General features: G+C 71.2%; 24 protein-coding genes and 1 pseudogene. 6 read left to right on the top strand and 19 right to left on the bottom strand.

Translation table 11 applies throughout. The features are described from left to right. Positions 1 to 2: 2 nt before the first annotated feature. From AC1MGR_RS05550 to AC1MGR_RS05510, 9 genes are all read right to left on the bottom strand, one after another. A complete protein-coding gene (locus tag AC1MGR_RS05550; RefSeq protein ID WP_108035165.1) occupies positions 3 to 260 on the bottom strand; it encodes a BrnA antitoxin family protein in 258 nt (85 codons plus the stop codon). Between the two features lie 23 nt (positions 261 to 283). Beyond that, complete coding sequence (locus AC1MGR_RS05545; protein WP_055956977.1) at positions 284 to 508, bottom strand: hypothetical protein; 225 nt, start codon at positions 506 to 508, stop codon at positions 284 to 286. 304 nt (positions 509 to 812) lie between these two features. Then, positions 813 to 1,742: a DMT family transporter gene (locus AC1MGR_RS05540; protein ID WP_108035166.1), complete on the bottom strand. Its 930-nt coding sequence runs from the start codon at positions 1,740 to 1,742 to the stop codon at positions 813 to 815. Positions 1,743 to 1,829: 87 nt separating this feature from the next. After that, positions 1,830 to 3,098, bottom strand: a complete 1,269-nt coding sequence (locus AC1MGR_RS05535) for an arsenic transporter (protein ID WP_480233927.1) — start codon at positions 3,096 to 3,098, stop codon at positions 1,830 to 1,832. A 50-nt stretch (positions 3,099 to 3,148) separates the two neighbouring features. After that, positions 3,149 to 4,264, bottom strand: coding sequence for a metallophosphoesterase family protein (locus AC1MGR_RS05530; protein ID WP_480233926.1), 1,116 nt, complete (start codon positions 4,262 to 4,264; stop codon positions 3,149 to 3,151). 5 nt (positions 4,265 to 4,269) lie between these two features. Further along, positions 4,270 to 5,595 (bottom strand): MFS transporter, encoded by a 1,326-nt coding sequence (locus AC1MGR_RS05525; protein WP_480233925.1) that lies wholly within the window; start codon positions 5,593 to 5,595, stop codon positions 4,270 to 4,272. A gap of 159 nt (positions 5,596 to 5,754) precedes the next feature. After that, complete coding sequence (locus tag AC1MGR_RS05520; protein ID WP_480233924.1) at positions 5,755 to 7,296, bottom strand: glucosamine inositolphosphorylceramide transferase family protein; 1,542 nt, start codon at positions 7,294 to 7,296, stop codon at positions 5,755 to 5,757. Positions 7,297 to 7,362: 66 nt separating this feature from the next. Continuing rightward, complete coding sequence (locus AC1MGR_RS05515; RefSeq protein ID WP_480233923.1) at positions 7,363 to 8,670, bottom strand: NAD(P)/FAD-dependent oxidoreductase; 1,308 nt, start codon at positions 8,668 to 8,670, stop codon at positions 7,363 to 7,365. Positions 8,671 to 8,785: 115 nt separating this feature from the next. Next, on the bottom strand, positions 8,786 to 9,265 hold the full coding sequence (locus AC1MGR_RS05510) for a DUF2721 domain-containing protein (protein WP_480233922.1): 480 nt from the start codon (positions 9,263 to 9,265) through the stop codon (positions 8,786 to 8,788). 197 nt (positions 9,266 to 9,462) lie between these two features. Between AC1MGR_RS05510 and AC1MGR_RS05505 the strand changes: the two genes are divergently transcribed. After that, positions 9,463 to 9,663: a hypothetical protein gene (locus AC1MGR_RS05505; protein WP_108035172.1), complete on the top strand. Its 201-nt coding sequence runs from the start codon at positions 9,463 to 9,465 to the stop codon at positions 9,661 to 9,663. 129 nt (positions 9,664 to 9,792) lie between these two features. Here the strand turns inward: AC1MGR_RS05505 and AC1MGR_RS05500 are convergent, their stop codons facing one another. The 3 genes from AC1MGR_RS05500 to AC1MGR_RS05490 all read right to left on the bottom strand — a co-directional run bounded on the left by AC1MGR_RS05500 (position 9,793) and on the right by AC1MGR_RS05490 (position 13,231). Continuing rightward, positions 9,793 to 11,022 carry an adenylate/guanylate cyclase domain-containing protein gene (locus AC1MGR_RS05500; RefSeq protein WP_108035173.1) on the bottom strand — a complete coding sequence of 410 codons (1,230 nt, stop codon included), beginning with the start codon at positions 11,020 to 11,022 and terminating at the stop codon, positions 9,793 to 9,795. A gap of 93 nt (positions 11,023 to 11,115) precedes the next feature. Further along, entirely contained in the window at positions 11,116 to 12,222 is a 1,107-nt protein-coding gene (locus AC1MGR_RS05495; RefSeq protein ID WP_480233921.1) for a helix-turn-helix domain-containing protein, read from the bottom strand. Between the two features lie 112 nt (positions 12,223 to 12,334). Further along, positions 12,335 to 13,231 carry a helix-turn-helix domain-containing protein gene (locus tag AC1MGR_RS05490; RefSeq protein WP_181259603.1) on the bottom strand — a complete coding sequence of 299 codons (897 nt, stop codon included), beginning with the start codon at positions 13,229 to 13,231 and terminating at the stop codon, positions 12,335 to 12,337. Positions 13,232 to 13,335: 104 nt separating this feature from the next. Between AC1MGR_RS05490 and AC1MGR_RS05485 the strand changes: the two genes are divergently transcribed. The 3 genes from AC1MGR_RS05485 (at position 13,336) to AC1MGR_RS05475 (ending at position 15,819) form a co-directional block, all read left to right on the top strand. Then, positions 13,336 to 14,889 carry a sensor histidine kinase gene (locus AC1MGR_RS05485; protein ID WP_480233920.1) on the top strand — a complete coding sequence of 518 codons (1,554 nt, stop codon included), beginning with the start codon at positions 13,336 to 13,338 and terminating at the stop codon, positions 14,887 to 14,889. Then, positions 14,882 to 15,304 carry a response regulator gene (locus AC1MGR_RS05480; protein WP_480233919.1) on the top strand — a complete coding sequence of 141 codons (423 nt, stop codon included), beginning with the start codon at positions 14,882 to 14,884 and terminating at the stop codon, positions 15,302 to 15,304. The genes AC1MGR_RS05485 and AC1MGR_RS05480 overlap by 8 nt, the downstream gene beginning before the upstream one ends. A gap of 101 nt (positions 15,305 to 15,405) precedes the next feature. Next, on the top strand, positions 15,406 to 15,819 hold the full coding sequence (locus AC1MGR_RS05475; protein ID WP_480233918.1) for a response regulator transcription factor: 414 nt from the start codon (positions 15,406 to 15,408) through the stop codon (positions 15,817 to 15,819). On the opposite strand, the gene AC1MGR_RS05470 is transcribed toward AC1MGR_RS05475, so the two are convergent. Next, positions 15,808 to 16,899 carry an IS630 family transposase gene (locus AC1MGR_RS05470; protein ID WP_480232078.1) on the bottom strand — a complete coding sequence of 364 codons (1,092 nt, stop codon included), beginning with the start codon at positions 16,897 to 16,899 and terminating at the stop codon, positions 15,808 to 15,810. The two genes, AC1MGR_RS05475 and AC1MGR_RS05470, sit on opposite strands and share 12 nt — an antisense overlap. Before the next feature lie 85 nt (positions 16,900 to 16,984). Between AC1MGR_RS05470 and AC1MGR_RS05465 the strand changes: the two are divergent. Further along, positions 16,985 to 17,197: pseudogene (locus AC1MGR_RS05465) on the top strand (response regulator transcription factor); the annotation flags it as partial. A gap of 174 nt (positions 17,198 to 17,371) precedes the next feature. Beyond that, entirely contained in the window at positions 17,372 to 18,310 is a 939-nt protein-coding gene (locus AC1MGR_RS05460; protein ID WP_480233917.1) for a pirin family protein, read from the top strand. Positions 18,311 to 18,326: 16 nt separating this feature from the next. Here the strand turns inward: AC1MGR_RS05460 and AC1MGR_RS05455 are convergent, their stop codons facing one another. The 6 genes from AC1MGR_RS05455 to AC1MGR_RS05430 all read right to left on the bottom strand — a co-directional run bounded on the left by AC1MGR_RS05455 (position 18,327) and on the right by AC1MGR_RS05430 (position 25,414). Further along, the gene (locus tag AC1MGR_RS05455) at positions 18,327 to 19,904 is read right to left on the bottom strand and encodes a gamma-glutamyltransferase family protein (protein ID WP_480233916.1); all 1,578 of its coding nucleotides are present in this window, start codon (positions 19,902 to 19,904) and stop codon (positions 18,327 to 18,329) included. A gap of 32 nt (positions 19,905 to 19,936) precedes the next feature. Further along, entirely contained in the window at positions 19,937 to 20,866 is a 930-nt protein-coding gene (locus tag AC1MGR_RS05450; RefSeq protein ID WP_480233915.1) for an ABC transporter ATP-binding protein, read from the bottom strand. Then, positions 20,863 to 21,891 (bottom strand): ABC transporter ATP-binding protein, encoded by a 1,029-nt coding sequence (locus AC1MGR_RS05445; RefSeq protein ID WP_480233914.1) that lies wholly within the window; start codon positions 21,889 to 21,891, stop codon positions 20,863 to 20,865. Before AC1MGR_RS05445 ends, AC1MGR_RS05450 begins: the two co-directional genes overlap by 4 nt. Before the next feature lie 2 nt (positions 21,892 to 21,893). Continuing rightward, the gene (locus AC1MGR_RS05440) at positions 21,894 to 22,802 is read right to left on the bottom strand and encodes an ABC transporter permease (protein WP_108035179.1); all 909 of its coding nucleotides are present in this window, start codon (positions 22,800 to 22,802) and stop codon (positions 21,894 to 21,896) included. 160 nt (positions 22,803 to 22,962) lie between these two features. Then, positions 22,963 to 23,907: an ABC transporter permease gene (locus tag AC1MGR_RS05435; protein WP_108035180.1), complete on the bottom strand. Its 945-nt coding sequence runs from the start codon at positions 23,905 to 23,907 to the stop codon at positions 22,963 to 22,965. Positions 23,908 to 23,923: 16 nt separating this feature from the next. Then, a complete protein-coding gene (locus AC1MGR_RS05430) occupies positions 23,924 to 25,414 on the bottom strand; it encodes an ABC transporter substrate-binding protein (RefSeq protein WP_480233913.1) in 1,491 nt (496 codons plus the stop codon). Between the last annotated feature and the right edge of the window lie 94 nt (positions 25,415 to 25,508).

Raw genomic sequence — 25,508 nt, 5'->3', positions numbered from 1 at the left:
ACTCAAAGGCCGGCGGCGGCCTTCAGCGCCGCGTTGATGCGGTCCTGCCAGCCGGGGCCGTCCTTCTGGAAATGCTCCAGGACGGCGCGGTCGAGGCGCAGGCTGACCATCTCCCGGGCGCCGGGAACGGCGGAAGCCGGGGCTGCCGGTGTGGCCGAGACCGGTTTGGCCGTCTCGACCGGCTTGGTGGTGGCGGCCTTGAAGGCCGCCTCGGCGGCCTGTCGCGGGTCGCTCGGTCGACGGGAGCGATCGAATGCCATGGCTTCTCCTCCGCCGGGCCGTCTCAGGACCGCTTGCGCTTCGGCGCGGGCGGCGGCGCGGCGGCCTTCGCCTCGGCGTCGGCGGCCTCCTTGGCGAGGCGCAGGGCCCGCAGCTTCACCGTCCGCTCGTCCACGGCCTTCACCGAGGCGAGATGCTCGGCCATGGCCTGGGCGCCTTCCTTGGCCATCCGCTCGGCCCGCTCGGCGCGCTCCTCGGATCGGGTCCGGGCGTCGGTCTCGTCGCTCATCGCATTCCTGTCCTTGAACCCTCCCGCACGCGCTCGGCGCGGCGTCGCAGATACCCGTCGGCGCGGCCGCGTGGGCGGTCCGGGCGCCGGAGTTCGGTGACCGATCAGGTCGTGACGCGTGCCGGACTCGGCCGGGAGACGGCAATCGGGCGGCACGAGAGGCTGTCCACACACCCTTGACGCGGATCGGCTCCGGGCGGGATCGTCGGAGGTTTAGCACGCCGGGCGCCGAAAAGGCCAACGTTTCCCGGCGGCTGCAACCGCTTGTCCTCAAGCTTCGCGTTTTCGAATACGTACGAGCCGCTCAAAACACCGAGATCAGGACGATACCGGCGACCATCAGGGCGGCGCCGCCGAGACGGGCGGGGCCGGCCTTGACCTGCTTCATGCCGACCCAGCCGAAATGGTCGAGGGCCACCGAGGTCAGGAGGTTGGCGGTGATGAGGAGCCCGTTGAAGGCGCCCGCCCCCACCTTGTCGACGAAGAGCAGGCCGCCGAACACCGCCACGGCCCCGGTGATGCCGGCCAGCGGCATCCACCAGCGCACGCCGGACACGTCCTGGCGCGTCGGCAGCGGCGTCGGACGCACGAGGAACACCAGCACGAAGACGAACACGACGGGCAGGAAGGAGACGGTGGCGGCGAGCCAGGGGTTCACCAGGGCGCCGCGCAGCTGCGAATTCCAGACGACGCCGACGGCCTGCAGGATGCCGGCGATGACGATGAAGGGGTAGAGCAGCTTCGGGTTGAGGCCGTGCCCGCCGTCCTTGTCGCCGCCGGTGTCGGCGGTGGTGCGGGCGATGAAGAACACGCCGATCGCCATCAGCAGCCCGCCGAGCCAGGGCATCAGCTTGAAGCCGCCGCCCTGGAGCCCGAACAGGCCGAAGGAATCCATGGCGAGGGAAGCGAGGATGTTGGCCGTGAGGGTCAGCCCGTTGAAGGGCCCGGCGCCGACCTTGTCGATGAAGGCGAGCCCGCCGAACACCGCCACCGCGCCGGCGACGCCACCGAGGGGCGCGTACCAGGGCATCTTGCCCAGGGTCTCCAGGGTCGGAAGCGGCGTCGGCATCACCAGGAACAGCGTGGCGAACACGAACACGATGGGCAGGAACGAGACCGAGGCGGCGAGCCAGGGATTCACGAGCCGGCCGCGCAGCTGCGCGTTCATCGAGTTGCCGAGCGCCTGCAGGACGCCTGCGACGAGGATGAAGGGATAGAGCAGTGCGGCGTTCACGGGGGACCTTGGGCTGAGGGATTTTCGACCGGAGACTTCGGGCTGAGGACTTCGGGCCGAAGACTTCGGGCTGAGGACGCGTGGGAACTAGACGAGGAGGAGGCCGGCCAGCGCCAGCAGCAGCGCGGGCGGCATGACGAGCAGCCCGAGCTTGAGGAAGCGCCAGAAGCCGACGTCCTGGCCCTCGCGGCGGATCGCGGTCAGCCACAGGATGGTGGCGAGCGAGCCCGTCACCGATAGGTTCGGGCCGATGTCGACGCCGATCAACACGGCACCCGCGACCTTGTCGGGCACGTGGGCGGTCTGCACGGCGGCGCCCGCGATGAGGCCGGCCGGGAGGTTGTTGACGAGGTTGCACAGCACCGCGATCAGGGTGCCGGCGCCCCAGGCGGTCTCGACGGGCGAGGCGGAGGCCGCCTGCTTGAGCGCATCGGCGATCATCCGCAGGACGCCGGTCTTCTCCAGGGCCTCGACCAGCACGAACAGGCCGGCGACCAGGGGCAGCACGCTCCAGGACACGTCCTTGGCGACCTCGACGAGGCCGCCGCGCTTCATCAGCAACACCGCGGCCGTGGTGAGGCCGCCGGCCACGAAGGTCGGGAGGCCGAGATCGAGTCCCAGGGCGGAGGCGCCGATGAGCACGCCGCCGGTGGCGACGATGCCGAGGCCGGCGACGAGCCCGGTCCGCGACAAGTGCACGGCCTCGACATCGGTGGCGACCTGCTGGTCGCGCAGGACGGAATTCTGGGTCAGGCGCAGGGTGGCGTAGGTGGCGACGATGGCGAGCACCGAGGGCAGCGCGAACATGGCCAGCCACTGCGTCAGCGGCGGCATGTGCTCGGCGAAGACCACGAGGTTGGCCGGGTTCGAGATCGGCAGCACGAAGCTCGCCGCGTTGGCGATGAAGGCGCAGATCAGGAGGTAGGGCAGCGGGTTCTCGACCTTGGCGGCCTTGGTGGCGGCGTAGACGGCCGGGGTGAGCACCACCGCGCAGGCGTCGTTGGACAGGAACACCGTCACCACCGTGCCGACCGCGTAGATCAGGGTGAACAGGCGGGTGGCCGAGCCCTTGGCCGCCCGCACCGCGATGCCGGCGAGCCAGTCGAACAGCCCCTCCTTCCGCGCCACCTCGGACATCAGCATCATGCCGACGAGGAAGAGGTAGACGTCCGTGCCCTTCAGGACGCCCTCCCAGGCGGTCCCGGCCGGCATCAGGCCGAACACCACGAGGGCCGCGGCCCCGAGTACCGCCCAGATCGCCTCCGGCCAGGAAAACGGACGGGTGATCACCCCCAGGGTGGCCACGGCGGCGATCGCCCATGTGACGAGGTTCGGGGTCAGCGTCAGCGCACCCATCGGGCTCGGCGTCCTTCGATCGAGAAAAAGTCAGGCGAGGCGGGTGCGCCTCACCAATGGCGCCCGTTGCGGTTCGGCCCGAGCTGGGTGCCGAGGATGCCCCGGTCCGGCCAGGTCCCGACGGAATCGGCGTCGCTGCCCAGGCCCTTGGAGGTGACCAGGGCACCGGCATCGCCGGCCGGCTCGATCCGGTCCTCGCTGACGCCGCCCTCGGCATCCTGCGCCCGGACCGTGAGACGCCCGGCGCCCGCCGGCCAGTCGACGGTGGCGCGGAAGCGCCGCTCGCCCTCGGCACGCCGCATCGGGCGCCAGGGACCGCCGTCGATGCTGAATTCGCAGACGGCGATGCGGCCGGCGCCGAGCACCAGGGCGCGGATCTCGGTGGAGCCCGAGACGATGTGATCCTCGGCATGGGCGAGGCGCCGGTCGGCCGGCGCAGTGACGATCACGAACGGCCAGCCCTGCGCCAGTTCCTTGAAGTGCCAGCTCACCACGCCCCGGTCGATCGCCGCGATGGTGTAGCCGACCGGCCCCTCCTCGATCTGCCCCGTCGAGCGGGTAGCCGCGTAGATGGTCCGCCCGTCATTGGCGAGCTCGTTGTAGTGGGTGTGCCCCATCTCGACGAGGCGGATGCGCGAGCGGTGCACGAGTTCGGCGACCGCCGCAGCCTCGCCCTCCCCCGTCAGGTCGGCGGGGTAGCTATGCATGAACAGGGCGCAATCGTGCCCCTCGGCCTCGGCCGCCTCGACCTCCCGCCGGAGCCAGGCGAGCTGCTCGGCGCCGAGGCGGAAATCCGGCCCGCCGGAGCCCGGCCCGCACATGTCGAGGAACAGGCAGCGGGTGCCCGACACCGTCACCGCATAGGGCAGCTGCGGCGCGCCGAGGCCGGCATAGAAGGCCTCGAGGCTCCCGCTCTCCATGTCGTGGTCGCCGGTGATGACGTGGACCGGGCGACGCAGGCGATCGAGTTCGGCCCGGACCAGCGCGTACTGCTCGGGCGCGCCGTTGTCGGCGTTGTCGCCGGGCACGTAGACGAAATCGAGCCCGTCCACGGCGTTGATCTGGTCCACGATGGCGTGGAGGTCGCGGGCGTTGTCGGCGTCCGCCTCGGTCAGGTGCAGGTCGCCGATATGCGCGAAGGCGAGGATGTCGTCGGTGGCGCTCATGCGGATCAGGCCGCCGCGACGGGAACGGGGGTCAGGCCACCGCCATCGGCACCGGAGCGGCCGGGCTCGTAGCCCCGCGTCTCCGGCATCGCGAACAGGTAGAGGGCGAAACCGAGACCCGCGATCGCCGCCAGCGACAGGAACGCTGTGGAGTAGCCCGCCGAGACGATGATCACGCCGGCGAGCGTCGCGCTGAGCGCCGCGCCCAGGCTCTGGGCCGTGGCGACCGCCCCCTGCGAGACGTTGAAGCGTCCGGTCCCCCGGGTCAGGTCGGCGACGATCACGGGGAACAGGGCGCCGTAGATGCCGGCGCCGACGCCGTCGAGGAGCTGGACGCCCACGAGGTAGAACGGGTTGTCGGACAGGGTGTAGAGCACGCCGCGGATCGCCAGGACGCCGAAGGCCGCAAGGAAGATCGGCTTGCGCCCGATCGCGTCCGCCTTGGCGCCCACGAACACCGCCACCGGCACCATGACCAGCTGCGCGGCCACGATGCAGATCGCGATCAGCGAAGTGGCGTTGTCCTTGCCGGACAGCTTGGTGAGCAGCTGGCCCACCGAGGTGAGCATCGCGGCGTTCGAGAGGTGGAACAGCGCGGCCAGGACCGCGAAGAGCAGCAGGTACTTGTTCTTCAGGAGCGCCGTGAGGCCCGAGGGCTCCTCCTGGCCCTCGGCGCGGGCCTGGGTCTCGGTCTGGTCGAGGCCGCGGGCGATGTCGTCGTCGATGGCATCCGCCGGCACCATCAGCATGGCGCCGATGCTGCACACGGCCAGCAGGGCCATCAGCCAGAACACCACGATCGGTCCGAAGAAGTAGGCCGTTCCGCCCGCGATCGCCGCCGAGGCGGCATTGCCGGCATGGTTGAAGCCCTCGTTGCGGCCGATGCGCTTGGCGAACATCTTCGGGCCGACGACGCCGAGAGTGATGGCGGCCAGGGCCGGCGGGAAGATCGCTCCCGCGATGCCGGCCACCGACTGGGTCGCGGCCACCACGTAGAAGTTCGTGATGAAGGGCAGGACGAGGCAGCTCACGGTCACCGCCACGGCCGCGGCGATGACGATGGCGCGCTTGTGGTTGGTCCGGTCGATCAGCGCCCCCGCCGGTGTCTGGGCGATGAGGCCGGCGATGCCCGCAATCGTCATGATCAGGCCGGTGGTGGCCTCGTTCCAGCCCTGGTCCGGGCCGCGCACCGCGATCAGGTAGATCGCCAGGTAGGGGCCGAGGCCGTCGCGGACGTCGGCGAGGAAGAAGTTGAGGGCATCGAGGCCACGCAGGGCGCGGGTCGAGGGATTTCGCATCGTAGTGGTGCGGGAGGAGAGCGGCTCGGCCATGAGGGGGCCCTTCCGGACGTTCGAGCAGGACGATGTGAGATCGGGCTCGCGGGGGACCGGACGCCCTGCCCCCACCAGCGGTGGCACAAGCGTGGGCACCCGCGTTTGTTCCTGGGGCAAGATTAAAATGTCCGTGATGACGTAAGTGGCTGCGAAACGTCAGGTTTCGGAAGCGCGCGCCGGCCCGGTGCGGAAGCGTCGCCGCACGCGTCCGGCGCCGTCGATGAATTCAAAATGCTGCGTCCGGTTGAGGGTGTGCAGGCCCGTACCGGGGAAGCGCGGCCCCGCGCGCAGGATCATCTCCACGCTCTGGGCATAGCCCTCCGGGTCGAGGCGCCGGATGCGGGCGAGACCGAGGGCGCCGCCATAGCTCTCGCGGCAATCCTGCACCGGGCGGAACAGCGCGCCGTCCCGCGCGACGATGCGCCCGCCGGACCGGGCGGCGGCGACGTCGACCAGCACCGGATTCGCGGGATGCGGCGTCCACGGCCCCCGGAAATCCGGCGCGGACCAGAGGTGCAGGCTGTCGGAATTCGACCCCCAGGCGGCGAAGGGGCCATCATGCTCGCCGTCGTCCCGCACCGTCGCGAACAGCCACCAGCGGCCGTCGTGCCGGAGGAGGGTCGGGTCGCTGGCGTTCAGTCCCGCGATCAAGGTCGCCTCCTTCACCCAGCCGCCGGGGAAGGCGGTGGCGCGGTAGAGGTCGAGGGTTCCGGTGGCGCCGCTCTCGGGCACCATCCAGTAGGCCCCCTCCTCCGCGAAGACGAACGGGTAGGAGAGGTGGTGGGCGGCCTCCAGCACCGGCACCGGCGCCCCGAGGGGACCGTCGGCGCCGAACCGCACAGCCGAGATCACGCCCTTCTGCAGGACATGGCTGTAATCCTCGACGAACAGCACCGTGCCGGCGGCATCGGCGATCGGGAACGGATCGGCGTAGAAGCGGCGCCCGTCGTCGGGCAGGGCGTGCCAGCCGGTCTCCGGATGGGCCTGGAGGTCGATGAGGTCGGGACCGTCGAGCCGACGCCAGCCGACCCGCCAATGGGGCGCCCAGGTGCAGAGGGCGTAGAGCCGGCGGCCGGCCATCCGGGCGCAGGTGCGGGCGGCGCGAACCGTGAGGGCGGCGGCCGTGAAGCCGGTCGGCGCCGGGCCCGGGATCGGAACGCCATCGGGCGCGAGCCGCGGCCCCGCTCCGCCGAGGGCGGCCAGGATCAGGCTCGTGGTCCGGACCAGGGCATCCTCGAAGGCGGTGAGCATGACGCCCAGCGCCTCGGTCCCGACCCGCCCGGAAGCGACGATCCGCCCGGCCTCAACTAAGCTGACCACGGGCGGCCGCCCGGCCAGCAGCGAGGCGAGCAGGGCCGCCTCGCCGCAGGCCCCGTCGAAGGCGAGGCGCCAGACCGGGACGCCCGCCGGGCCCACCGCGTCGCCGCAGAGGTCGAGGATCAGGTCGGGGGCTGGCCCGGCCGGTGACGCGCGAGACTGGAGATCGGCGCGCTCGACCCGCAGGGCCGGCCCGGTGCGCGGCAGCCGGCGCAGCATCGCCTCGAGTTGGAACAGCAGCGCGGCGTTCGGCGGCAGCGCCCCCGGACCCGGCGTGAGGTCGAGGGACACCGACAGCCCGGGGCGGCGCAGGAGGCGTTCGATCAGCCGGAGGTGCCAACGGCGGCACATGCCCCCGTCGAGGCGAACACTCAGGCGCATGGAGACCGTTGTCCGCGAACGAGGGATTGGCGCGATCTCCCGGCATGCCGCCTCCCGCGTGAGGCGTCAATCGGCGCGTGCGCGCGCCCGCGCCGGGTTCCACCGCGGCCAGCCGAGGAGGCGCTCCGGCGCAAAGGGCGCCACCGGAATGGCGGGCGCGGCGCCGGTGGCGAGATCGGCCACCAGGCGCCCCGTGATCGGCCCCGTGGACAGGCCGATATGGCCGTGGCCGAACGCGAAGATCAGACCGCGATGCCGGGGCGCCGGCCCGATCACCGGCAGGCCGTCCGGCGTGGAGGGGCGCGCGCCCATCCAGGGTCGGTTGTCCAGGGACGCGCCCAGGCGCAGCGTTCCGCCCGCCTCCTGCGCGGCGGCCTCGATCTGGAGATAGTCCGGGGGCGCCTCGCGGGCATTGAGTTCGACGCCGGAGAGGACGCGCACGCGTCCCTCGCCCATCGGCGCGATGATCGAGCCGGCGCCGGTGTCGAGGACCGGGCGCGTCAGCGGCGGGCTGTCGGGATGCAGGGCGTAGTGGGCGTGGTAGCCGCGCTCCGCCGCGAAGGCGAAGCGGTAGCCGAGGCCGCGGGCGATCTCGCCGGAGGCGGCGCCCGCCGCCAGGACGACCTGGCGGGCCCGCACCGTGCCGCCCTCGTGCTGGACGCACCAGCCCTCCCCCTCGGGCGAAAGGCTCGTCGTAACCATCCGGAGCGTTCGTCCGCCGAGCCCGAGATAGAGCTGTTGATAGGCTTCCAGCAGCCCGCCCGGATCGCTGACGGCGCCGGTCTCCGGCAGGAGCATGCCCTGTGCGTAGGGACGGATCAGCGCCGGCTCCGCGGCGCGGATATCGTCCGGGTCGAGGAGCTCGAAGGAGACCCCGTGCCGCCCCAGGATCGCGCGCTCCAGGGCCGCGCCGGCGAAGGCGGCATGCGTCCGGTAGAGCTTGATCCAGCCGCAGCGGCGCAGCAGGTGGCCGGCGCCCGCCCGCTCGGCCAGGGCGAGGTGCGCGGGCAGCGCCGCGTTCGTCAGCGGCAGCAGGGACGCGGCGGCCCGCTCCCAGGCAGAGGTCCGGGCGGAGGCCAGGAAATGCGCCGTCCAGGGCAGGACGCGGGCGACGTGGGTGTGGCGCAGGCGCAGGCCGCGATCGGCGTTGCGCAGGTAGGTCGGCAGCTTGGCCCAGAGGGCCGGGCTCGACATCGGGAAGATCGAGCCCCGGCTGATCACGCCGGCATTGCCGTAGGAGGTCCGGGCCCGCGCCTCCCCGGGATCGCAGAGCAGGACGTCGAGGCCCCGGTCCCGCAGGGCGATGGCCGAGGCGAGCCCGACCATGCCGCCTCCGATGACGACCACATCCGCCTTCACTGTCTCGACGCTCATCGGACCTCGTCCCATCCCTGCCGGCGGATTGGCGCGTATCAGGGTGCGGCCCGATGATCGAGACCGCTCGCGCGCACGCCAGCCCCTCGTGGGCCGCGAGACCCGTTCGCGCGGCTCAGGACGCGCCCCGTTCCCCCGCATGTTCCTGCTGGCGGTCGACCTCGTCCCGGATGCCGCGCCCCGCCATCAGGATCTCGGCCAGGAAGGCGCAGACCGCGACCACCGTGCAGACCAGCGCCACGCCGAAGCAGGCGAACAGGATCGAGGCGGTCGCGGCATCGCGCAAGGCCCCGACGAACAGGGTCAGCACGGCGATCCCGGTCATCACCGCGCCGGTGGAGGCCAGGACCACGGCGGCGTCCAGCATGAAGGAGCGCCGCCGCAGATACGACAATTGCCGGGAGAGGCGGACGGCCTCGCGCGGGTCGGCGGTCCGCAGCCCGGCGGCCGCGGCATCGACCTTGTCGGCGACGCGGCCGAGGCGCGTCGAGAACACGTTGAGCAGGGTCGCGAGGGCCGTCAGCAGGAATGCCGGCGCCAGGGCGATCTGGATGACGTGGGCGATGTCGTCGGGGGCGACGGGCGTGGTGGACATGCGGGCCTGATAGGCCAAAGCGCGACCCGCCGGAATACGCTCGGACGCCGCCTAGAGCGCGGCGCCGGGTCTCGCGGCTTCGATCCCGGCCGCCCGCAGGGAACCGCGCCGCCACAAGACGGTTGACGTCTACATTGGATCTGTTCTAATTCGTAAGTGGAAGCGGCGCCGAGCCGCGCAGGCTGGAGATCACCGACATGGCGAACGCGAAGTGCGAGAGCTGCAAGTTCTTCGACGAGCACAAGGTCAACGGCGCCGCCGCGGCGGCCGACGAGGGCCTGTGCCGGTTCAACCCGCCGGTGAACCAGCCGGGTCCGTCGGATCACGGCCTGTGGCCGGTGGTCGGCGCGGCCGACTGGTGCGGTCACTTCTCGCCCGAAATGACCGCCGCCGAGTAAGCAGCGGCGCGTAAGCGGCGGCCTCGATCCCGCTGCGACCGTCCGAAGGCCAGCCGCGAGGCTGGCCTTTCTCGTTTCCGGGACGGCCTGGTCTTCGCGACCGGTCCCGTCGGCGGACGGGCCGCGGCGTCACATGTCGGTTTCCGCGTCGTCCGGGAAGGCCAGTACCTCCAGGGGATCGCCGACACCGCGCAGGGGAAAGGTCCCGAGGGGCACGAGCCGGTGCCCGTCGCCGGAGCGGGCCGCGAAGGCGGCCGAGAACAGCACGCTGACGTCGAGGACCTTGGTCAGGCTTTCCAGCCTGGCCGCCACGTTCACGGCGGGCCCGATGATCGTGAAGTCGAGGCGCGAGCGCGAGCCGATATTGCCGTACATCACCGCGCCCACATTGACGCCGATGCCGTAGCCGAGGCGCGGTTGTCCGCGCTCGGCCCGCGCCGTGTTGAGCGCCCGCATGGCGGCGCGCGCCTCCCAGGCGGCGGATTGCGCGGCGGTGCAGGCGGCCGGCGTGTCGAGGTGGAAGATCGCCAGCAGGCCGTCGCCCATGAACTTCAGGATCTCGCCCCCGTGCCGCTCGATCGGCAGGGAGATCGCGTCGAAGTAGTCGTTGAGCAGCGAGATGACGTCGTCGCGCGGCCAGAGCTCGGAGATCTCGGTGAAGCCGCGCAGGTCGATGACCATGATGGCGGCCTCGACGGTGACGCCGCTGCCGCGCCGGGTCGCCCCGTTGAGGATCATCTCGCTGGCATGCGGCCCGACATAGGTATCGAGGAGCAGGCGCGTGAGGCGGTTCTTGTGCCGGACCTCCGTCACCACCGACAGGGCGGGCAGGAGCGAGGCCAGGAGGTCGAGGTCGTCGGGCGCGAACCCGCCGGGCCGATCGGCCGAGAAGGTGACGATGTGGCTCTTGCCGAGGGTGTAGTGCAGCGGCCAGGCGACGTAGTCGGTCAGGCCCTCTGCGCGCAGATCGCTGTAGATCCCGTAATCCGTCGCCGGCTGCGCCGGCTCCTCCAGGCGCTTGCGGACCCGCTCCGCGCCGTTGAAGATCTCGGCGGCCGGGCTGAGCTTGAACGAGTCGGTGTCGACGATGCCGTACTCGAAGTTCTGCAATTCCGCCGCCGCCGCGCCGGTCCGCCAGAGGATGCGGGTTCCGAGCCAGAGGGGATGATGCGTCCGCAGGTGGATCGTGCCCCGCGCCACCGGAATCCCCGCCTCGCGCAGGCGCCAGCAGAACGCCACGAAGATGTCGTCGAGGAAGCGCTCCCCCCGGGTTCCGGCCAGGAGCCAATCCAGCATCTCTCCACGCAGCTGCGCCCGCGCGAAGCGGCGGGTCTCGTCCTGCTGCAGGGGACTGTTCATGTCCGCGCCTCGCTGCCTCGTGTCGCCGTCCGGGCCGTGCACGGCGTGCCGGGACCGCCCTGTGGTTCCGCGATCATGGGGCCGCCCGCGCGCTCACGCCAGGGTCCTTTCCCGACAAGGCTCCTTCCCGACGAACCCCTTCCCGACTGGGCGCCGGCACGCCGGGGCATCCCTGCGATCCCTGTCCGGCTCGTCCGACTCGACCATCCGGCGCCAGCGGCCGGGACTCATGCCCGCCTCGCGGGCGAAGACGCGGGTGAAGTGGCTCTGGTCGGCGAACCCGCAGGCGAGGGCGATCTCGGCCAGCGACGAGCCGCGCCCGCGCATCAGGCTTTTGGCCCGGGCGATGCGCTGACGCACGAGCCAGGCATGGGGCGACACCCCGAGCGACTGGCGGAACGCCCGGGCGAAATGACTCACGGAGAGGCCGCACGCCGCCGCGATGGCCGGGAGGCTCGGCGTATCGCCCAGCTCGGTGCGCAGCCGGTCCTGGGCGCGGCGCAGTTGCCAGGGGGCGAGGCCGCCCCGCTTGGGCTCGGCGGTGAGGCCCGGATCGGCATGGAACCCGATGAGATGCGCCCCGATGGCCCGGCCGATCTGCAGGCGAAAGACGGCCGCGCCGCGATCCGGCCGATCGAGGGTGGCGGCGGCGCTGGCGGCGAGGTCGTGGATCGTCGGGTCGACCAGGACCTTCCCGTCGACCGGCTTCAGGGCCTCCAGCGGATCGATGTCCACGAGGCCCATGCTCTCGGCGATCTCGGCGAGAATCCGGCGCGACAGCCAGACCTGTACCCCACTGCCCCGGCCGGCGGCGGGGGGCCGGATGCGATGGTCGAGGAGCGTCACGGTGCTGGCGCAGACGCGCTCGGGGGCGGAGCGGAATGGACCGCCGGCCGCCCCGCCCCCGTCGCCGGTGAGCAGCGCGCGGATCAGCAGCCCCTCGCCGTAGATCTGGATTTGCGGGGCCGCCGGGCACCCGGCCGCGCGGGGATCGAAGACCACGATGCCGTCCGTCTCGGCATCCGGCGGACGCGTCAGGCGGAGGGGTTCGGGACGGGGCTCCCGCTCGAGGTCAGGCCGGGGCTCCCGCTTGGGTTCGACCGTGCGCGGGCGCAGCCCCGGCTCCTGGGCAGGCCGCCGGCTGTGCGGCAGCGGGCGGAGCGCGATCCGGGCGGCAGGGGTGTCGGCTGACCGATGCATCCTCGTCTCCACACCGGATCTTCAGGTGAGGACACCATGCGGGCAGGGCGCGGCAACGGTCTTTCGCGGACTTGCTCCGGCCGTTACGCGATCCTGCTGTTTGCCCGGCGCCTCAGGGCGAAAGCTGCCGGTATTCCCCCGGCGTGCAGCCCGTCACCCGCTTGAAGGCTGTGCTGAAGGCGGCCTGGCTCGAGAATCCGGACGAGAGGGCGACATCCACCAGCGGCAGCTTGCGCTCGGCCAGGAGCCGGCGGGCGCGCGCCAGCCGCTCGGCGCTGACGAAGCCATAGGGCGTCCTGCCGGTGACGCGCTTGAACAGGCGCGCGAAGTGGAACGGGCTCAGGCAGGCGGCGGCGGCGAGTTCGGTGACGCTGAGGTCGCGGTCGAGATTGTCCCGGATGAAGGCGATCGCCCGCTGGATGCGCTCCGGACACGCGTGGTCGCCGCGGACCGGATCGGTGCCGTCCGGACGATCGTGCCCGTAGGCCTGGGCCACCCGGGCCGTGAGGGCGAGGGCCGCAGCCTCCACCATCATCCGGCCTGCCGAGGATTCCCGGACGAGCTCGCTCAGGATCGACAACCCGATCTGGCGGATCAACGGATCCGGCACATCGGCGAGGTAGCGCACGGTGTCGGCGCGGATGCGGTCATCACCGTAGAGGTTCGCCAGGGCCGTGAAGCGCTCGGCCGGCAGGTAGATGTGCAGGATCTCGGTCAGCGGGGCCGAGATGTTGATGTCGTCCTCCCCGACGCCGACGGGGCAGAGCCAAATCGTCCCCGCCTCGACCGCCGTCCGCTGGCGGAGACCGGCGCCCTTGCGGCTGACATGCGCTCCCGGGATGCGGCGGGTCGCCAGGGTGATCTCCATCTGGGTCGGCACGATCGCCGGCAGGTCGCCGGCCGGATGCGAGCGCAGCTCCGCCGCGACGCCCTGCCACTGCCGGCCCCTGGAAGTCGCAAGCAGGCCGGCATTGGGAAACTTGTGGGCGCTGTGCCGGTGCAGATCCATGCCCGCAACGTGCAATCCATGCGCCGGGCGCGCCATTATACAGGTGTATCGGAGACCCCCGGGCGCGGACCCGCTACCCTGGCGGGCCCCGGTGGATGAGGTGCATGCGGCACGGTTTCTCGCGGCAACGGTTTTCACGCCCGACCTTCTCGCGACAGACGCTGTCGCGCCAGGTCTTCTCCCGCTGGCCGAGCCGCGCCTCCGCCTCGGCCCATGAGGGACCCCTGGGCATCGACGACCTGCCGGCCTGGATACTGGCCGCGCCGCCGGGGCGGAGCCGGGCCCGGGCGGCGGCCGTCGGGACGGCGGCCCTGCTGATCCTGCCCCCCATGGGCCTCGCCGGCCTCGCGGGCTGGGCCGCCGCGGCCCGGGGCGGGGCATGGACCGTCGTGTTCATCGGGCTCGCCATCGCGGCCGGGGGCGCGGCCCTCGCCCTGGCGGCCCGGGGGGCGCAGCGCCACCGGACCAGCGAGACGCGCCTGGAGGCCATCTTCGAACGGTCCGGCATCTCGATGTGGCGCGAGGACTGGACGGCGGCGGGCGAGGCGGTGATAGCCCTGCGCCGTGCCGGCATCGTGGACATCGAATCCCATTTCGCCAGCCGGCCGGAGGCGCTGCGCGCCCTGCGCCGGCGGGTCATCGTCACCGACGTGAACGGCTTCACGGTCGAGGAGACGGGTGCCTCCGGCAAGGAGGCCTATCTGGGGGCCCTGGACCGGCTGCTACCGGACACCGACCAGACCTTCGTGCAGTGGCTGGTGGCCTTCGGCCGGGGCGACCGCTTCTTCCGCTCGGAAGCCCACGTGGTGCGCGCCGACGGGAGCGAAATCGACATGCTGTTCACCGCCATGCTGCCCCGGGACCTGGCGGGTTTCTCCGAGATCGTCGTGACGGCCCTCGACGTCACCGCCTTCAAGCAGGCCCAGACGCGCTTCGCCCTGGCCGACACCGCCCTCGCGCGCGCCTCCCGCATCACCACCGTGGGGGCGCTCAGCGCCTCCATCGCCCATGAGGTGAATTCGCCCCTGGCGGCGATCCTCGCCAACGCGCAGGCCGCCGCCCGCTGGCTTCGCCGCCCGGTGCCTGAGATCGGCGAGGCCGCGGCGGCGCTGGACGACGTGGTCACCGAGGCGACCCGCGCCCGCGACGTGATCGCCCGGACCCGGTCCTATCTCGGCAACGCCCCGCGCGCCTCCGCCCCCGTCGACCTCCTCCAGGCGGCCCGCGACGCGAACCTGCTCGTCGAGGGGGAATTGCGCCTGCACCGGGCCGCCGTCCACATCGCGGCCGAGGGAGACATCCCCTGGATCGACGCCGACGCGATCGGCGTGCAGCAGGTCTTCGTGAACCTCCTCCTGAACGCCGCCCAGGCGATGGCGGAGGGGGACGGACCCCGCGACGTCACCGTGACGATCCGGGCCACGGGCGACGCGGTGACGGTCGACGTCACCGATACCGGCCCCGGCATCGCTCCCGAGCGGCGCGCCCGCATCTTCGAGCCGTTCCACTCGACCAAGGCGGGCGGAATGGGCATGGGCCTCGCGATCTGTCGCAACCTCATCGACGCCCATGGCGGGGACATCTGGGCCGATGCCGCGCCCGGGGGCGGGGCCGCCTTCCACTTCAGCCTGCCGGTCGCCGGCCCCGTTCATGCCTGAGGCCGCCGCCGGAGATCCGTCCGCCCGGAACACGGCGCCGCGCGCGCCCGTCGTCGCCATCGTGGACGACGACCCGGCGATCCGCTCGGCCCTGTCGCGGCTCGCCCGTTCCCTCGGCTACGCCCCGGCTTCCTTCGCGGGGGCCGAGCCGCTCCTGAGCGCGGCGGACGATGCCGGGATCGCCGTCGTCGTCACCGACGTGCAGATGCCGGGCCTCAGCGGCCTCGACCTCCTGCGCCTCCTGCGCCTGCGGCGGCCGACGCTGCCCGTCATCGTGATGACGGCCTATCCCAGCGAGTCCAGCCGCGCGCGGGCCCTGGCCTCCGGGGCCTTCGCCTACCTCGCCAAGCCCTTCGACGCCGAGCAGTTCGAACGTTGCCTGGGCAGCGTCCTCGGCAACGCACGCAACCCGTGATAGGCAGACGGCCAAGATCAGCAGGGGCCAAGCCGCAGATGATGCACCGGGTTGGTCCGTATCTTGTAAGCCAGCCTCGTGTATTCGCATCCCTCTGAAAGATGTCCGAAGCGACCGTCCATATCGTCGATGATGATCCGGCCCTGCGCTGCGCGCTGATGCGCCTGTGCCGGTCGAGCGGATTGCTTGCGGTCGGCTATGGAGATGCTGCCGCACTCGCCGCCACGCGGGTCCGGACCGCACCGGAATGCATCCTCCTCGACGTTCGTCTTGCCGGGGAGAACGGCCTCTCGGTCCAGGAAGCCCTGCGTTCGGCCGGCAGCACCGTGCCGATCATCTTCCTGACCGGCTTCGGCACCATCCCGATGACGGTGCGGGCGATGCGCGGCGGCGCGATGGAGTTCCTGACCAAACCGGTGGTGGCCGAGGTCCTGCTCGACGCCGTGCACCGGGCCCTCGAAGCCGATGCGGCGACCCTGGTGAGCCGCCGCGCCCAGGAGGCCCTAGTGGTCTGAGTTAGAAGTTCTCTGACAGAAGCGTCCGACGCTTGCGAGGATCGCATCAGCGGGTTTGGTCCAGACGAAGGGCTTTGGATCGGTGTTGGTCTGAGCGATGTAGGCGTGGATCGCAGCTTCGAGATCGCTGGTCTGTTGGAAGGCACCACGCTGCAGACGTCGACGGGTGAGCAGGGCAAACCAACCCTCGACGAGATTGAGCCATGATGCGGACGTCGGCGTGAAATGAAGGTGCCAACGCGGACGCTTCACGAGCCAGTCGTGGATCAGCTTGGTTTTGTGGGTGGCCGCGTTGTCGAGCACGAGGTGCACGTCGAGATCGCTTGGGACGGCCGCTTCGATCTGATCGAGGAAGTCGCGGAACTCGACCGAACGGTGCCGGCCTGTGCAGTGGCCGATCACCGTCCCGGCCTGGACGTCGAGGGCGGCGAACAGGTCGGTCGTACCCTGGCGACGATAATCGTGAGTTCGGCGCTCCGGCTGGCCGGGCCGCATCGGCAGCACGGGGGCCGTGCCCGTCAGCGCTTGGATCTGCGGCTTCTCGTCGACGCACAGCACCACGGCACGATGCGGCGGAGCCATGTAGAGGCCGACCACGTCCCGGACCTTGTCGACGAAGGCGGGATCGGTCGAGAGCTTGAAGGTGTCGGTCTTGTGCGGCTGCAGCCCGAAGGCACGCCAGACTCGCGAGACCATGCTCTGGCTCATGCCGACCCGCCGGGCCATGGCGCGGGTCGACCAGTGGGTGGCGTTCTCTGGCTGGCTCTCCAGCGTGAGGGTGACCATCCCTTCGATGGCCGTGTCCGTGACGGCACGTGGCGCACCGGAGCGGGGCAGGTCGACGAGGCCGTCGAGGCGATGAGCGAGGAAACGGGCGCGCCACGTCGTGACGCTCATCCGGCTGACGCCGAGATCACGGGCAACGCCACTGTTGGTCGATCCCGGCTCGGCGCAGGCCAGCACGATCCGCGCGCGCTGAGCCAAGGCTTGGCCGACATTGCGACGGCGGATGAGCCCCGCTAGGCGCGTGCGCTCGTCCTCAGTCAAATGGAGAGGAGCAGGTTTTGGACCACGGGCCATCGGTCACCTCCGTGCGGACATCCCCCACACGTAGGTGCAAGCTCAAAATCTGCAACAGAACTTCTAACTCAGACCACTAGCCGAGCGCCTGCAATCCCTGACCCCGCGCGAACGGGACGTGATGCGCTGCGCCATCGGCGGCCTGATGAACAAGCAGATCGCCGCCGAACTCGGGATCACCGAGATCACCGCCAAGGTCCACAAGCGGCGGGTGATGGAGAAGATGCAGGCCCGGTCCCTGGCCGACCTCGTGCGCATGGCCGACCAGATCGGCGTGGCGGCGACCCGCCAGCGCTGAGCCGCGGCGCGAAGCGTCAAAGCACAGCAGGATTCGACAATCCCGTCCCCTCCCCCGGGGCCTTATGCAAGGATCGTGGCCCGGATCGGTGCCGCGTGCCTGGCTCGCCGCACCGGGCGAGGCGACCGGCACGGCACGATCCGGCTCGGCGGCCCAGACGCAGGAGGACATCGAATGAGCTGGCACGGCGCGGACGACCCGATCCCGGGCGACCACTTCACCTGCGACGCGATCAAGACCCTGATCGTGCCACGGTCGCGGGACCTCGGCTCTTTCGCGGTCCGGCGGGCCCTGCCCTCGACCGAGTGCCGGATGGTCGGCCCCTTCATCTTCTTCGACCAGATGGGCCCGTCCGAGTTCCTGCTCGGCCAGGGCATGGACGTGCGGCCACATCCGCATATCGGCCTCTCGACGGTGACCTACCTGTTCGAGGGCGAGATCATGCACCGGGACAGCCTCGGCACCGAACTGCCGATCCGGCCGGGCGCGCTGAACTGGATGACGGCCGGGCGCGGCATCACCCATTCCGAGCGCACCGGCGCGGACCTGCGCCGGACGGGCTCGACCCTGTTCGGCCTCCAGAGCTGGGTGGCCCTGAGCGGCAAGGACGAGGAGACCGCACCGGCCTTCGAGCATTACGCGGCCGAGGCTCTGCCGATCCTCACCGGCGAGGGCAAGACCGTCCGGCTGATCGCGGGCGAGGCCTTCGGGGCGAAATCCCCGGTGCGGACCTCGAGCCCGATGGTCTATGCCGACGTCATGCTTGAGGCCGGCGCGGTGCTGCCCCTCGACCCGACCTACGACGAGCGCGCCATCTACACGGTCTCGGGCGCCATCGCGATCGCTGGGGACGGATTCGGCCCGGGCCAGCTCCTCGTCTTCCGGCCCGGCGACCGGATCAGCGTCATGGCCACCGAGACCGCCCGCTTCATGGTGCTGGGCGGCGAGCCCATGGACGGCCCGCGCCATCTCTGGTGGAACTTCGTCTCCTCGCGGCCCGAGCGGATCGAGCAGGCCAAGGAGGATTGGCGCCAGGCCCGCTTCGACACCGTGCCGGGGGAATCCGAGTTCATCCCCCTGCCCGAGCAGCCGGCCCCGGTGCGCTATCCGTGAGCCGGACCTCCGCGTTTCAGTAGCCGAGGGCGCAGCCGTCCTTGCGCGGATCGGATCCGGCGGCGCGTAGGCCCGTCGCCGGGTCGATCCAGATGATCTGGCCGCCGCCGATCGGGACCGGGGCCGGCACCGTGACGTGGCCGCGCGCGGCCAGCCCCTCGGCGAGCCCGGGCGCGAAGCCGGCCTCGAACTCGACGCCACCGCCATAGGCGAAGCTGCGCGGGGCATCGAGAGCCTCCTGCACGTCGAGGCCCCGGTCGATGATGCCGGTGAGCAGCTCGACATGGCCCATGGCCTGGTAGTGCCCGCCCATCACGCCGAAGGGCGCCACCACCGCGCCGTCGCGCATCAGCATGCCGGGGATGATGGTGTGCATCGGGCGCTTCGCGGGCGCGATGGTGTTGGGGTGGCCCGGCTCGACCCGGAACGAGAAGCCGCGGTTGTGCAGCAGCACGCCGCTCTCCGGCGCGGTGATGCCGCTGCCGAAGCCCTGGAAGATCGAGTTGATCAGCGAGATCGCGTTGCCGTCCCGGTCGACCACGCAGAGGTAGACCGTGTCGGTGTGGCGGATCTCCGGCCAGAGCACGGGCGCCTGGGCGCGGGCCATGTCGATGGCCCCGTGCGCCCGTGCCTGCCAGGCCTGGGACAGCAGGTGCTCGACCGGCACGGCGTTCACCACCGGATCGGCGAAGAGCGCGTCACGGTGGTGATAGGCCTGCTTGCAGGCCTCGGCGAAAAGATGGACCCGGTCGAGCTCGGACAGGGCGCCGACGTCGTACTGCGACAGTACGTTGAGCATCATCAGGGCGGCGAGGCCCTGGCCGCTCGGGGGACACTCGTAGACGTCGTAGCCGCGGTAGCGGGTCGAGATCGGCGTCACGTATTCCGGCGTCGCACGGGCGAAATCCTCCAGGGTGTGCAGGCCGCCGAGTTCGCGCAGGCGCGCGACCATGTCGTCGGCCACCGGGCCCTCGTAGAAGCCGGGCGCGCCCAGTTCGGCGATGCGTCGCAGGGTGGCGGCGAGCTTGGGATGGCGCATAGTGGTGCCGACCTTCGGCGCCTCGCCATCGACGAGGTAGGCGGCGGCCGAGCCCGGATCGGCCCGCAGCTTGTCGCGGTTGCGCGCCCAGTCGTAGGCGACCCGCGGCTGGACCGCGTAGCCCTCCTCGGCGTAGTGGATCGCCGGCTGCAGCAACTCCCCGAGGCTGCGGGTGCCGTGATCGGCGAGCAGGCGCGCCCAGGCCGCGACGGCGCCCGGCACCGTGACGGCGTGCGGCGAGGTCGCGTCGATCGCGACCTTGTTCTCCACGTACCAGGCATCGTGCGCGGCGGCCGGGCTGCGGCCGGAGCCGTTCAGCGTGACCGGCACGGCGGCGCCCTTCGGCGCGTAGAGGGCGAAGCAGTCGCCGCCGATGCCGGTCATGGCCGGCTCGACCACGCCCTGCACCGCCACCGCCGCGATGGCGGCGTCGACGGCGTTGCCCCCCGCCTTCAGGACCTCGATGGCCGCCAGGGTGGCGAGGGGATGGGAGGTCGCGACCGCGGCGTTCGCGGCATAGACGGGCGAACGGCCCGGTTTCGAGAAGTCTCTCACGGCGTCGGGTCCTTGAATCGAATCCTGGACGATCAGGAATAGCGGGTGTTGGCGACCCAGTGGCCGGGGGCGACCTCGACCAGGCCGCCGATGGCGTCCGGGTCGGCGGGGGGCAGGAGGGAGGCGGCGCGCAGGCGGGCCCGCTCCTCCACCGGGTTCGGCACCGGCACCGCGCTGAGGAGGCGCCGGGTATAAGGGTGGCGCGGATCCTCGTAGAGGGCGTCCGCCTCGGCGAGCTCCACCACCCGGCCGTGCCAGAGCACGGCGACGCGCTGGCACAGGTAGCGCACCATGCGCAGGTCGTGGGAGATGAACAGGTACGAGATGCCGAGCTCGTCCTGCAGGTCCTGCAGCAGGTTCACGACCTGGGCCTGGATCGAGACGTCGAGGGCGGCGATCGGCTCGTCGGCGACGATGAAGCTGGGTTTCAGCGCGATGGCGCGGGCGATGCAGATGCGCTGGCGCTGGCCGCCGGAGAACTGGTGCGGGTAGCGCTGGGCGAAGCGCGGATCGAGCCCGACCCGGGCCAGCAGGCCCTCGACCTCGTCGCGGCGCTCGGCCCGCGCCATGCCGGGCCGGTGCAGACGGAACGGCTCGGCCACGTAGTCGCCGATGCTCATGCGCGGGTTGAGGGCGGCGTAGGGGTCCTGGAACACCATCTGGATGCGGGCGCGCATCCGGCGCATCTCCCCGGCGGAGAGCTTGGCGAGGTCGGTGCCCTCGAAGGCGACGGTGCCGGCGCTCGGCGGGTTCAGCATGGTGACGGCGCGGCCGATGGTGGACTTGCCCGAACCGGACTCGCCCACCAGGCCGAGGGTCTCGCCGGGCCGGATGTCGAAGCTGACATCCTGCACCGCACGGAAGACCGAGCCCTTGCCGCCCCACCAGCTTCGCAGGGGGTAGTGCTTGCTGAGATTCCGCACGGAGAGCAGCGGATAGTGGTCGGCGGGCTCCGGCTTCATCGGGCGGCCTCCTCGGCGGCGAGATGCGCCGGCAGGTCGTACCAGGCGGCCACGAGGTGGCCCGGGGCGGCGCCGGGGGCCTGGGCCAGGGGCGGCGCTTCCGTGAGGCAGCGCGCGGTCGCGTAGACGTTGCGCGCGGCGAAGGGATCGCCCGGCGGCGGGTGACGCATGTCGGGGGGCGCCCCCTCGATCTGGTGCAGGCGCCGGCGCCCGGCCCGGCCCCGGCTCAGATCGGGCAGGGAGCGCAGGAGCCCGAGCGTATACGCACTGCGCGGATCGCGGAAAATGTCGTCCACGGGACCGCGTTCAAGGATGCGGCCGGCATACATGACCTGCACGGTGTCGGCGATGCCGGCCACCACGCCGAGATCGTGGGTGATCCAGACGATCGCCATGCCGATCTCGCGCTTCAGCTCCTGCACCAGGGCGATGATCTCGGCCTGCACCGTGACGTCGAGGGCCGTCGTCGCCTCGTCGGCGATGAGGAGCTTCGGGCGGCAGGACAGGCCGATGGCGATCATCACGCGCTGGCGCTGGCCGCCGGAGAACTCGTGCGGGTACTGATCGAGACGCGCCCCGGCATTGGGGATGCGCACGAGGTCGAGGAGGTCCTTCGCGCGGGCGCGGGCGGCGCGGCCGTCGAGGCCGAGATGGATGCGCAGGGGCTCGATGATCTGCGCGGCCACCGTCATGCCGGGGTTGAGCGAACTCATCGGGTCCTGGAACACGAAGCCGATCTGGCCGCCGCGGATTTTTCGGAGTTCGCGTTCCGGCAGGCCGAGGAGGTCGCGGCCCTGGAAGAGCACCTGCCCGCCGGTGATGCGGCCGGGCGGGCGCGGGATGAGGCCCAGCATCGCCAGCACGTGCACGCTCTTGCCGGAGCCGGATTCGCCGACGATGCCGAGGGTCTCGCCCTCGGCGAGGGTGTACGACACGCCGTTCACCGCGTGGACCGCGCCCCCTTCGCTGTCGAAGGCGACGGCGAGGTCGCGGACGTCGAGCAGGGTTTCCCTGTCCTGGCCCATGGTCAGGTCCTCTGCCGGGGGTCGAGGGCGTCGCGCAGGCCGTCGCCGAGGAGGTTGAAGGCCAGCACCGCGAGGAAGATCGAGGCCCCGGGCCAGATCGCCATCCAGGGCGCCTGCTCGAGGAAGTTCTTGGCGACGTTCAGCATCGAGCCCCAGGACGGCTCGGGCGGCTGCTGCCCGAGGCCGAGGAAGGACAAGCTGGCCTCCGCGATGATCGCCGCCGCGATGGTCAGGGTCGCCTGGACCAGGATCGCCGGCACGATGTTGGGCACGATGTGGCGGATGGCGATGCGCCAGGGCGGGTTGCCGACGGCGCGGGCGGCCTCCACGAACTCCTCGGCCGCCACGGCCTGTACCTGCGCCCGGGTCAGGCGCACGAAGGTCGAGGTCGCCGAGAGGCCGATCGCCACCATGGCATTGGTCAGGCTCGGCCCGAGGAAGGCGGCGAGCGCGATGGCGAGGATGAGGAACGGGATCGCCAGCAGGGCGTCGGTCAGGCGCATGATCAGCAGGTCGATCACGCCGCCGGCATAGCCGGCCAGCAGCCCGAACGGCAGGCCGAGGGCTACCGCGAGGGCCACCGAGGTCAGGCCCGCGCCCAGGGAGGCCCGCGCCCCGAAGACGATGCGCGAGAGCACGTCGTGGCCGACCTCGTCGGTGCCGAAGGGGTGCGCCCAGCTCGGCGCGGTGCGGATGGCGCCCCAGTCGGTGGCGATGGGATCGTAGGGTGCGATCCAGTCGGCGAAGACCGCCATCAGGATCAGCGCGACCACGATGACGAGGCCGACCATGGCGGTCCGCCGCGCGGTCAGGCGCGTCCAGAACGCGCGGATCGGTCCGGGCTCGGCGCGCAGGATGGGCTCGGCGGCCGGCAGGGCAACGCCGGCCGGGGCGATGGCGGCCTTGGTCATCGATGCCTCCGCATTTCGGCCCGGCGGGACCGGTCGGACAGGTCTCCGCTCCGGCAAGCCAAGGCATCCTTGAATGGCACCACCGCGTCATCACACGGCCCAAATCGGGAGGCCGCACGGGAAGGCAAGGCATGCTGCTGCCGTGGACATGTCGCCATGCTCACGCGCGCCTCAGCTTCGGGTTCACGAAGGCCGCGAGGAGGTCGGCCGCGAGGTTGAGGAGAACGTAGGTGGTGGCGGTACAGATCACGACGCCCTGCACGGTGGCGTAGTCGCGGTTGAACACGGCATCGACCATCAGCTTGCCGAAGCCCGGCACCGAGAAGACCTGCTCGGTGAGGACGGCACCGGAGAGGAGCTGCCCGAATTCGAGGGCGCCCAGGGTGATGATCGGGATCGCGGCGTTGGGCAGGGCGTGGCGCAGGATCAGCGCCAAGGGCGAGACGCCCTTGGCCCGGGCGGTGCGGACGTAGTCCGAGCCCAGCACGCCGAGCATCGCCGCGCGGGTGTGGCGCATCATCACCGCCGCGATGGCGTTGCCGAGGACGAAGGCCGGCATCGCCATGGAGCGCAGGTTCTCGGACAGGCTCTCGAAGGGCGAGACGTAGCCGGACGCCGGGAGCCAGCCGAGCTGGACCGAGAACAGCAGGATCATCAGGATGCCGAGCCAGAAGTTCGGCACCGACAGGCCCCAGAGGGCGATGCCGTTGGCCAGGGTGTCGGCGGCGGTGCCGCGCTTCACCGCCGACAGGATGCCCATGGGCACACCGATGGCCAGGGCCACCAGCATGGCGAGGCAGGCGAGCTCGAGGGTCACCGGCAGCTTCTCGATCACCAGGTCAATGACCGGCTTCTGCAGGCGGATCGACTCGCCGAGATCCCCCTGGAGCACGCCGCCGGCCCAGAGGGCGTAGCGCACGGGCAGCGGCTGATCGAGGTGGTACTTCTGCCGGATGAAGGCGATGACCTCGGGGTCGCGCTCCTCGCCCGACAGGGCGGTCGCCGTGTCGCCCGGCAGCAATTGCTGCAGGGTGAAGATGATCATCGAGGCGATCACCAGGGTGGGGATCGCGAGCGCCAGGCGCTGGACGAGGAAGCGCAGCATCGGCCGGGCTCCCGTCTCAGTTCAGCGTCAGGCCGCTGAAGCGCACGAGGCCGTCGGGATAGGGCGTGAAGCCGCTGAGCTTGTTGCTGTAGGCCCAGAACAGCTTGCGGTGGAACAGGTAGATCAGCGGCCGGTCGGCCATGACCCGGTCGGCGAGGTGCTTCCAGGCCTCGGCCCGTTGGGCCGGATCGACCGTCGCGCGCTCGGCGGCCAGCGCCGCATCCGCTTCCGGATTGCAGTAGCGGGCGTAGTTGAGGGGCGTCTTGCAGGCGAGGAAGCTGAAGGTGTTGCCGTCCGGGTCGGGCCGGCCGCTCCACGAGTAGAGGTAGGCGTCGAAATTGCCCTTGTCGGCGGCGTCCAGCGCCGTGGTGAAGTCGGTGGCCTGGAGCTTCACGTCGAAGCCGGCCTCGCGGGTCATCGCCTGGATGACCTGGCCCACCTGCGGTGCCTCGTTGTTGGCGTAGACCGTGAGGGTGACGGACGGCTTCGGGATGCCGGCCTCCGCCAGCAGGGCCTTGGCCTTGGCGACGTCGCGCTTGGGAAGGGGATAGTCCTTCACGTAGGCCGGATGCTTGGGCGAGACCCACTGGTTGCCGGGCAGGAACTCGCCGCTGAACACCACCTGGTTCAGGGCGTTGCGGTCGATGGCGAGGTCGAAGGCGGCACGCACGCGCGGGTCGGCCACGGCCGAGCCGGCTCGGTTCGGGTTGAAGACGATCGACTGGAAGCCGAGCTCGATGGTCGACCCGACCTTGAGCTTCGCGTCCCGGGTCACCTGCGGCAGGTCGGTAGGGGTCAGGCGCTCCAGGAGCTCGAGCTGGCCGGCCCGGAGGTTCGTCAACCGCACGGTGCCGTCGGGGATCGGCCGGAACTCGATGCGCTTGAGGTGGATCTGGTCCTTATTCCAATAATCGTCGAAGCGCTCGACGACGATCCGGTCCTGCGGCACCCGCTCCACGAACTTGAACGGCCCGGCGCAGACCGGCGCGGTGGAGAACTTGTCGCCCAGGCGCTCGGCGGCCTTGGGCGAGACCATCATCCCGGCCCGGTCCGTGAACTGCGCCATCAGGGGCGCGAACGGCGTCTTGAGAAAGATCTTGAAGGTCAGGTCGTCGACGACCTCGACCCGGTCGATCGGCGCGATCTCGCCGCGCCGCTGCGAGCCCGGCAGCTTCAGGTGGCGCTCGATGCTGTACTTCGCCGCCGCCGCATCGAGCTTCTCGCCGTCATGGAACAGCACGCCCGGCCGCAGGGTCATGGTCAGCGTCTTCTGATCTTCCGACAAGTTCCAGCCGGTGGCGAGCTGCGGCACCGGCTTCAGGTCGGGCCCGATATCCACGAGCTTGTCGCACATCGCGGCGAAGACCATGCGGCTGGTGAAGGTGCGCGCCAGCGTCGGGTCGAGGGCGTCCGGGTCCTCCATCAGGCCGAAGCGCAGGGTCTGGGCCTGGACAGGAGACAGCGCGGCAATTCCCGCGACGAGGCCGGCAGCGAGCAGACGCAGCATCAAGCTTCCTTCAGAAATGGGATCGGTCCGGATCGCAGATCCGCCGCAGGTGCGGGCTGATCGGCGCGATCCGGGAAGACGCTCGAAAGTGTAT

The organism is Methylobacterium sp. BI1, assembly GCF_056680125.1.
This window is presented reverse-complemented; position numbering and strand designations above follow the sequence as displayed.

Coding starts and splice junctions, on each gene's coding strand:
- AC1MGR_RS05550 (WP_108035165.1), bottom strand. CDS start 260: ATGGCATTCGATCGCTCCCGTCGACCGAGCGACCCGCGACAGGCCGCC.
- AC1MGR_RS05545 (WP_055956977.1), bottom strand. CDS start 508: ATGAGCGACGAGACCGACGCCCGGACCCGATCCGAGGAGCGCGCCGAG.
- AC1MGR_RS05535 (WP_480233927.1), bottom strand. CDS start 3,098: ATGGGTGCGCTGACGCTGACCCCGAACCTCGTCACATGGGCGATCGCC.
- AC1MGR_RS05530 (WP_480233926.1), bottom strand. CDS start 4,264: ATGAGCGCCACCGACGACATCCTCGCCTTCGCGCATATCGGCGACCTG.
- AC1MGR_RS05525 (WP_480233925.1), bottom strand. CDS start 5,595: ATGGCCGAGCCGCTCTCCTCCCGCACCACTACGATGCGAAATCCCTCG.
- AC1MGR_RS05520 (WP_480233924.1), bottom strand. CDS start 7,296: ATGCGCCTGAGTGTTCGCCTCGACGGGGGCATGTGCCGCCGTTGGCAC.
- AC1MGR_RS05515 (WP_480233923.1), bottom strand. CDS start 8,670: ATGAGCGTCGAGACAGTGAAGGCGGATGTGGTCGTCATCGGAGGCGGC.
- AC1MGR_RS05510 (WP_480233922.1), bottom strand. CDS start 9,265: ATGTCCACCACGCCCGTCGCCCCCGACGACATCGCCCACGTCATCCAG.
- AC1MGR_RS05505 (WP_108035172.1), top strand. CDS start 9,463: ATGGCGAACGCGAAGTGCGAGAGCTGCAAGTTCTTCGACGAGCACAAG.
- AC1MGR_RS05500 (WP_108035173.1), bottom strand. CDS start 11,022: ATGAACAGTCCCCTGCAGCAGGACGAGACCCGCCGCTTCGCGCGGGCG.
- AC1MGR_RS05495 (WP_480233921.1), bottom strand. CDS start 12,222: ATGCATCGGTCAGCCGACACCCCTGCCGCCCGGATCGCGCTCCGCCCG.
- AC1MGR_RS05490 (WP_181259603.1), bottom strand. CDS start 13,231: ATGGATCTGCACCGGCACAGCGCCCACAAGTTTCCCAATGCCGGCCTG.
- AC1MGR_RS05485 (WP_480233920.1), top strand. CDS start 13,336: ATGCGGCACGGTTTCTCGCGGCAACGGTTTTCACGCCCGACCTTCTCG.
- AC1MGR_RS05480 (WP_480233919.1), top strand. CDS start 14,882: ATGCCTGAGGCCGCCGCCGGAGATCCGTCCGCCCGGAACACGGCGCCG.
- AC1MGR_RS05475 (WP_480233918.1), top strand. CDS start 15,406: ATGTCCGAAGCGACCGTCCATATCGTCGATGATGATCCGGCCCTGCGC.
- AC1MGR_RS05470 (WP_480232078.1), bottom strand. CDS start 16,899: ATGGCCCGTGGTCCAAAACCTGCTCCTCTCCATTTGACTGAGGACGAG.
- AC1MGR_RS05460 (WP_480233917.1), top strand. CDS start 17,372: ATGAGCTGGCACGGCGCGGACGACCCGATCCCGGGCGACCACTTCACC.
- AC1MGR_RS05450 (WP_480233915.1), bottom strand. CDS start 20,866: ATGAAGCCGGAGCCCGCCGACCACTATCCGCTGCTCTCCGTGCGGAAT.
- AC1MGR_RS05445 (WP_480233914.1), bottom strand. CDS start 21,891: ATGGGCCAGGACAGGGAAACCCTGCTCGACGTCCGCGACCTCGCCGTC.
- AC1MGR_RS05440 (WP_108035179.1), bottom strand. CDS start 22,802: ATGACCAAGGCCGCCATCGCCCCGGCCGGCGTTGCCCTGCCGGCCGCC.
- AC1MGR_RS05435 (WP_108035180.1), bottom strand. CDS start 23,907: ATGCTGCGCTTCCTCGTCCAGCGCCTGGCGCTCGCGATCCCCACCCTG.
- AC1MGR_RS05430 (WP_480233913.1), bottom strand. CDS start 25,414: ATGCTGCGTCTGCTCGCTGCCGGCCTCGTCGCGGGAATTGCCGCGCTG.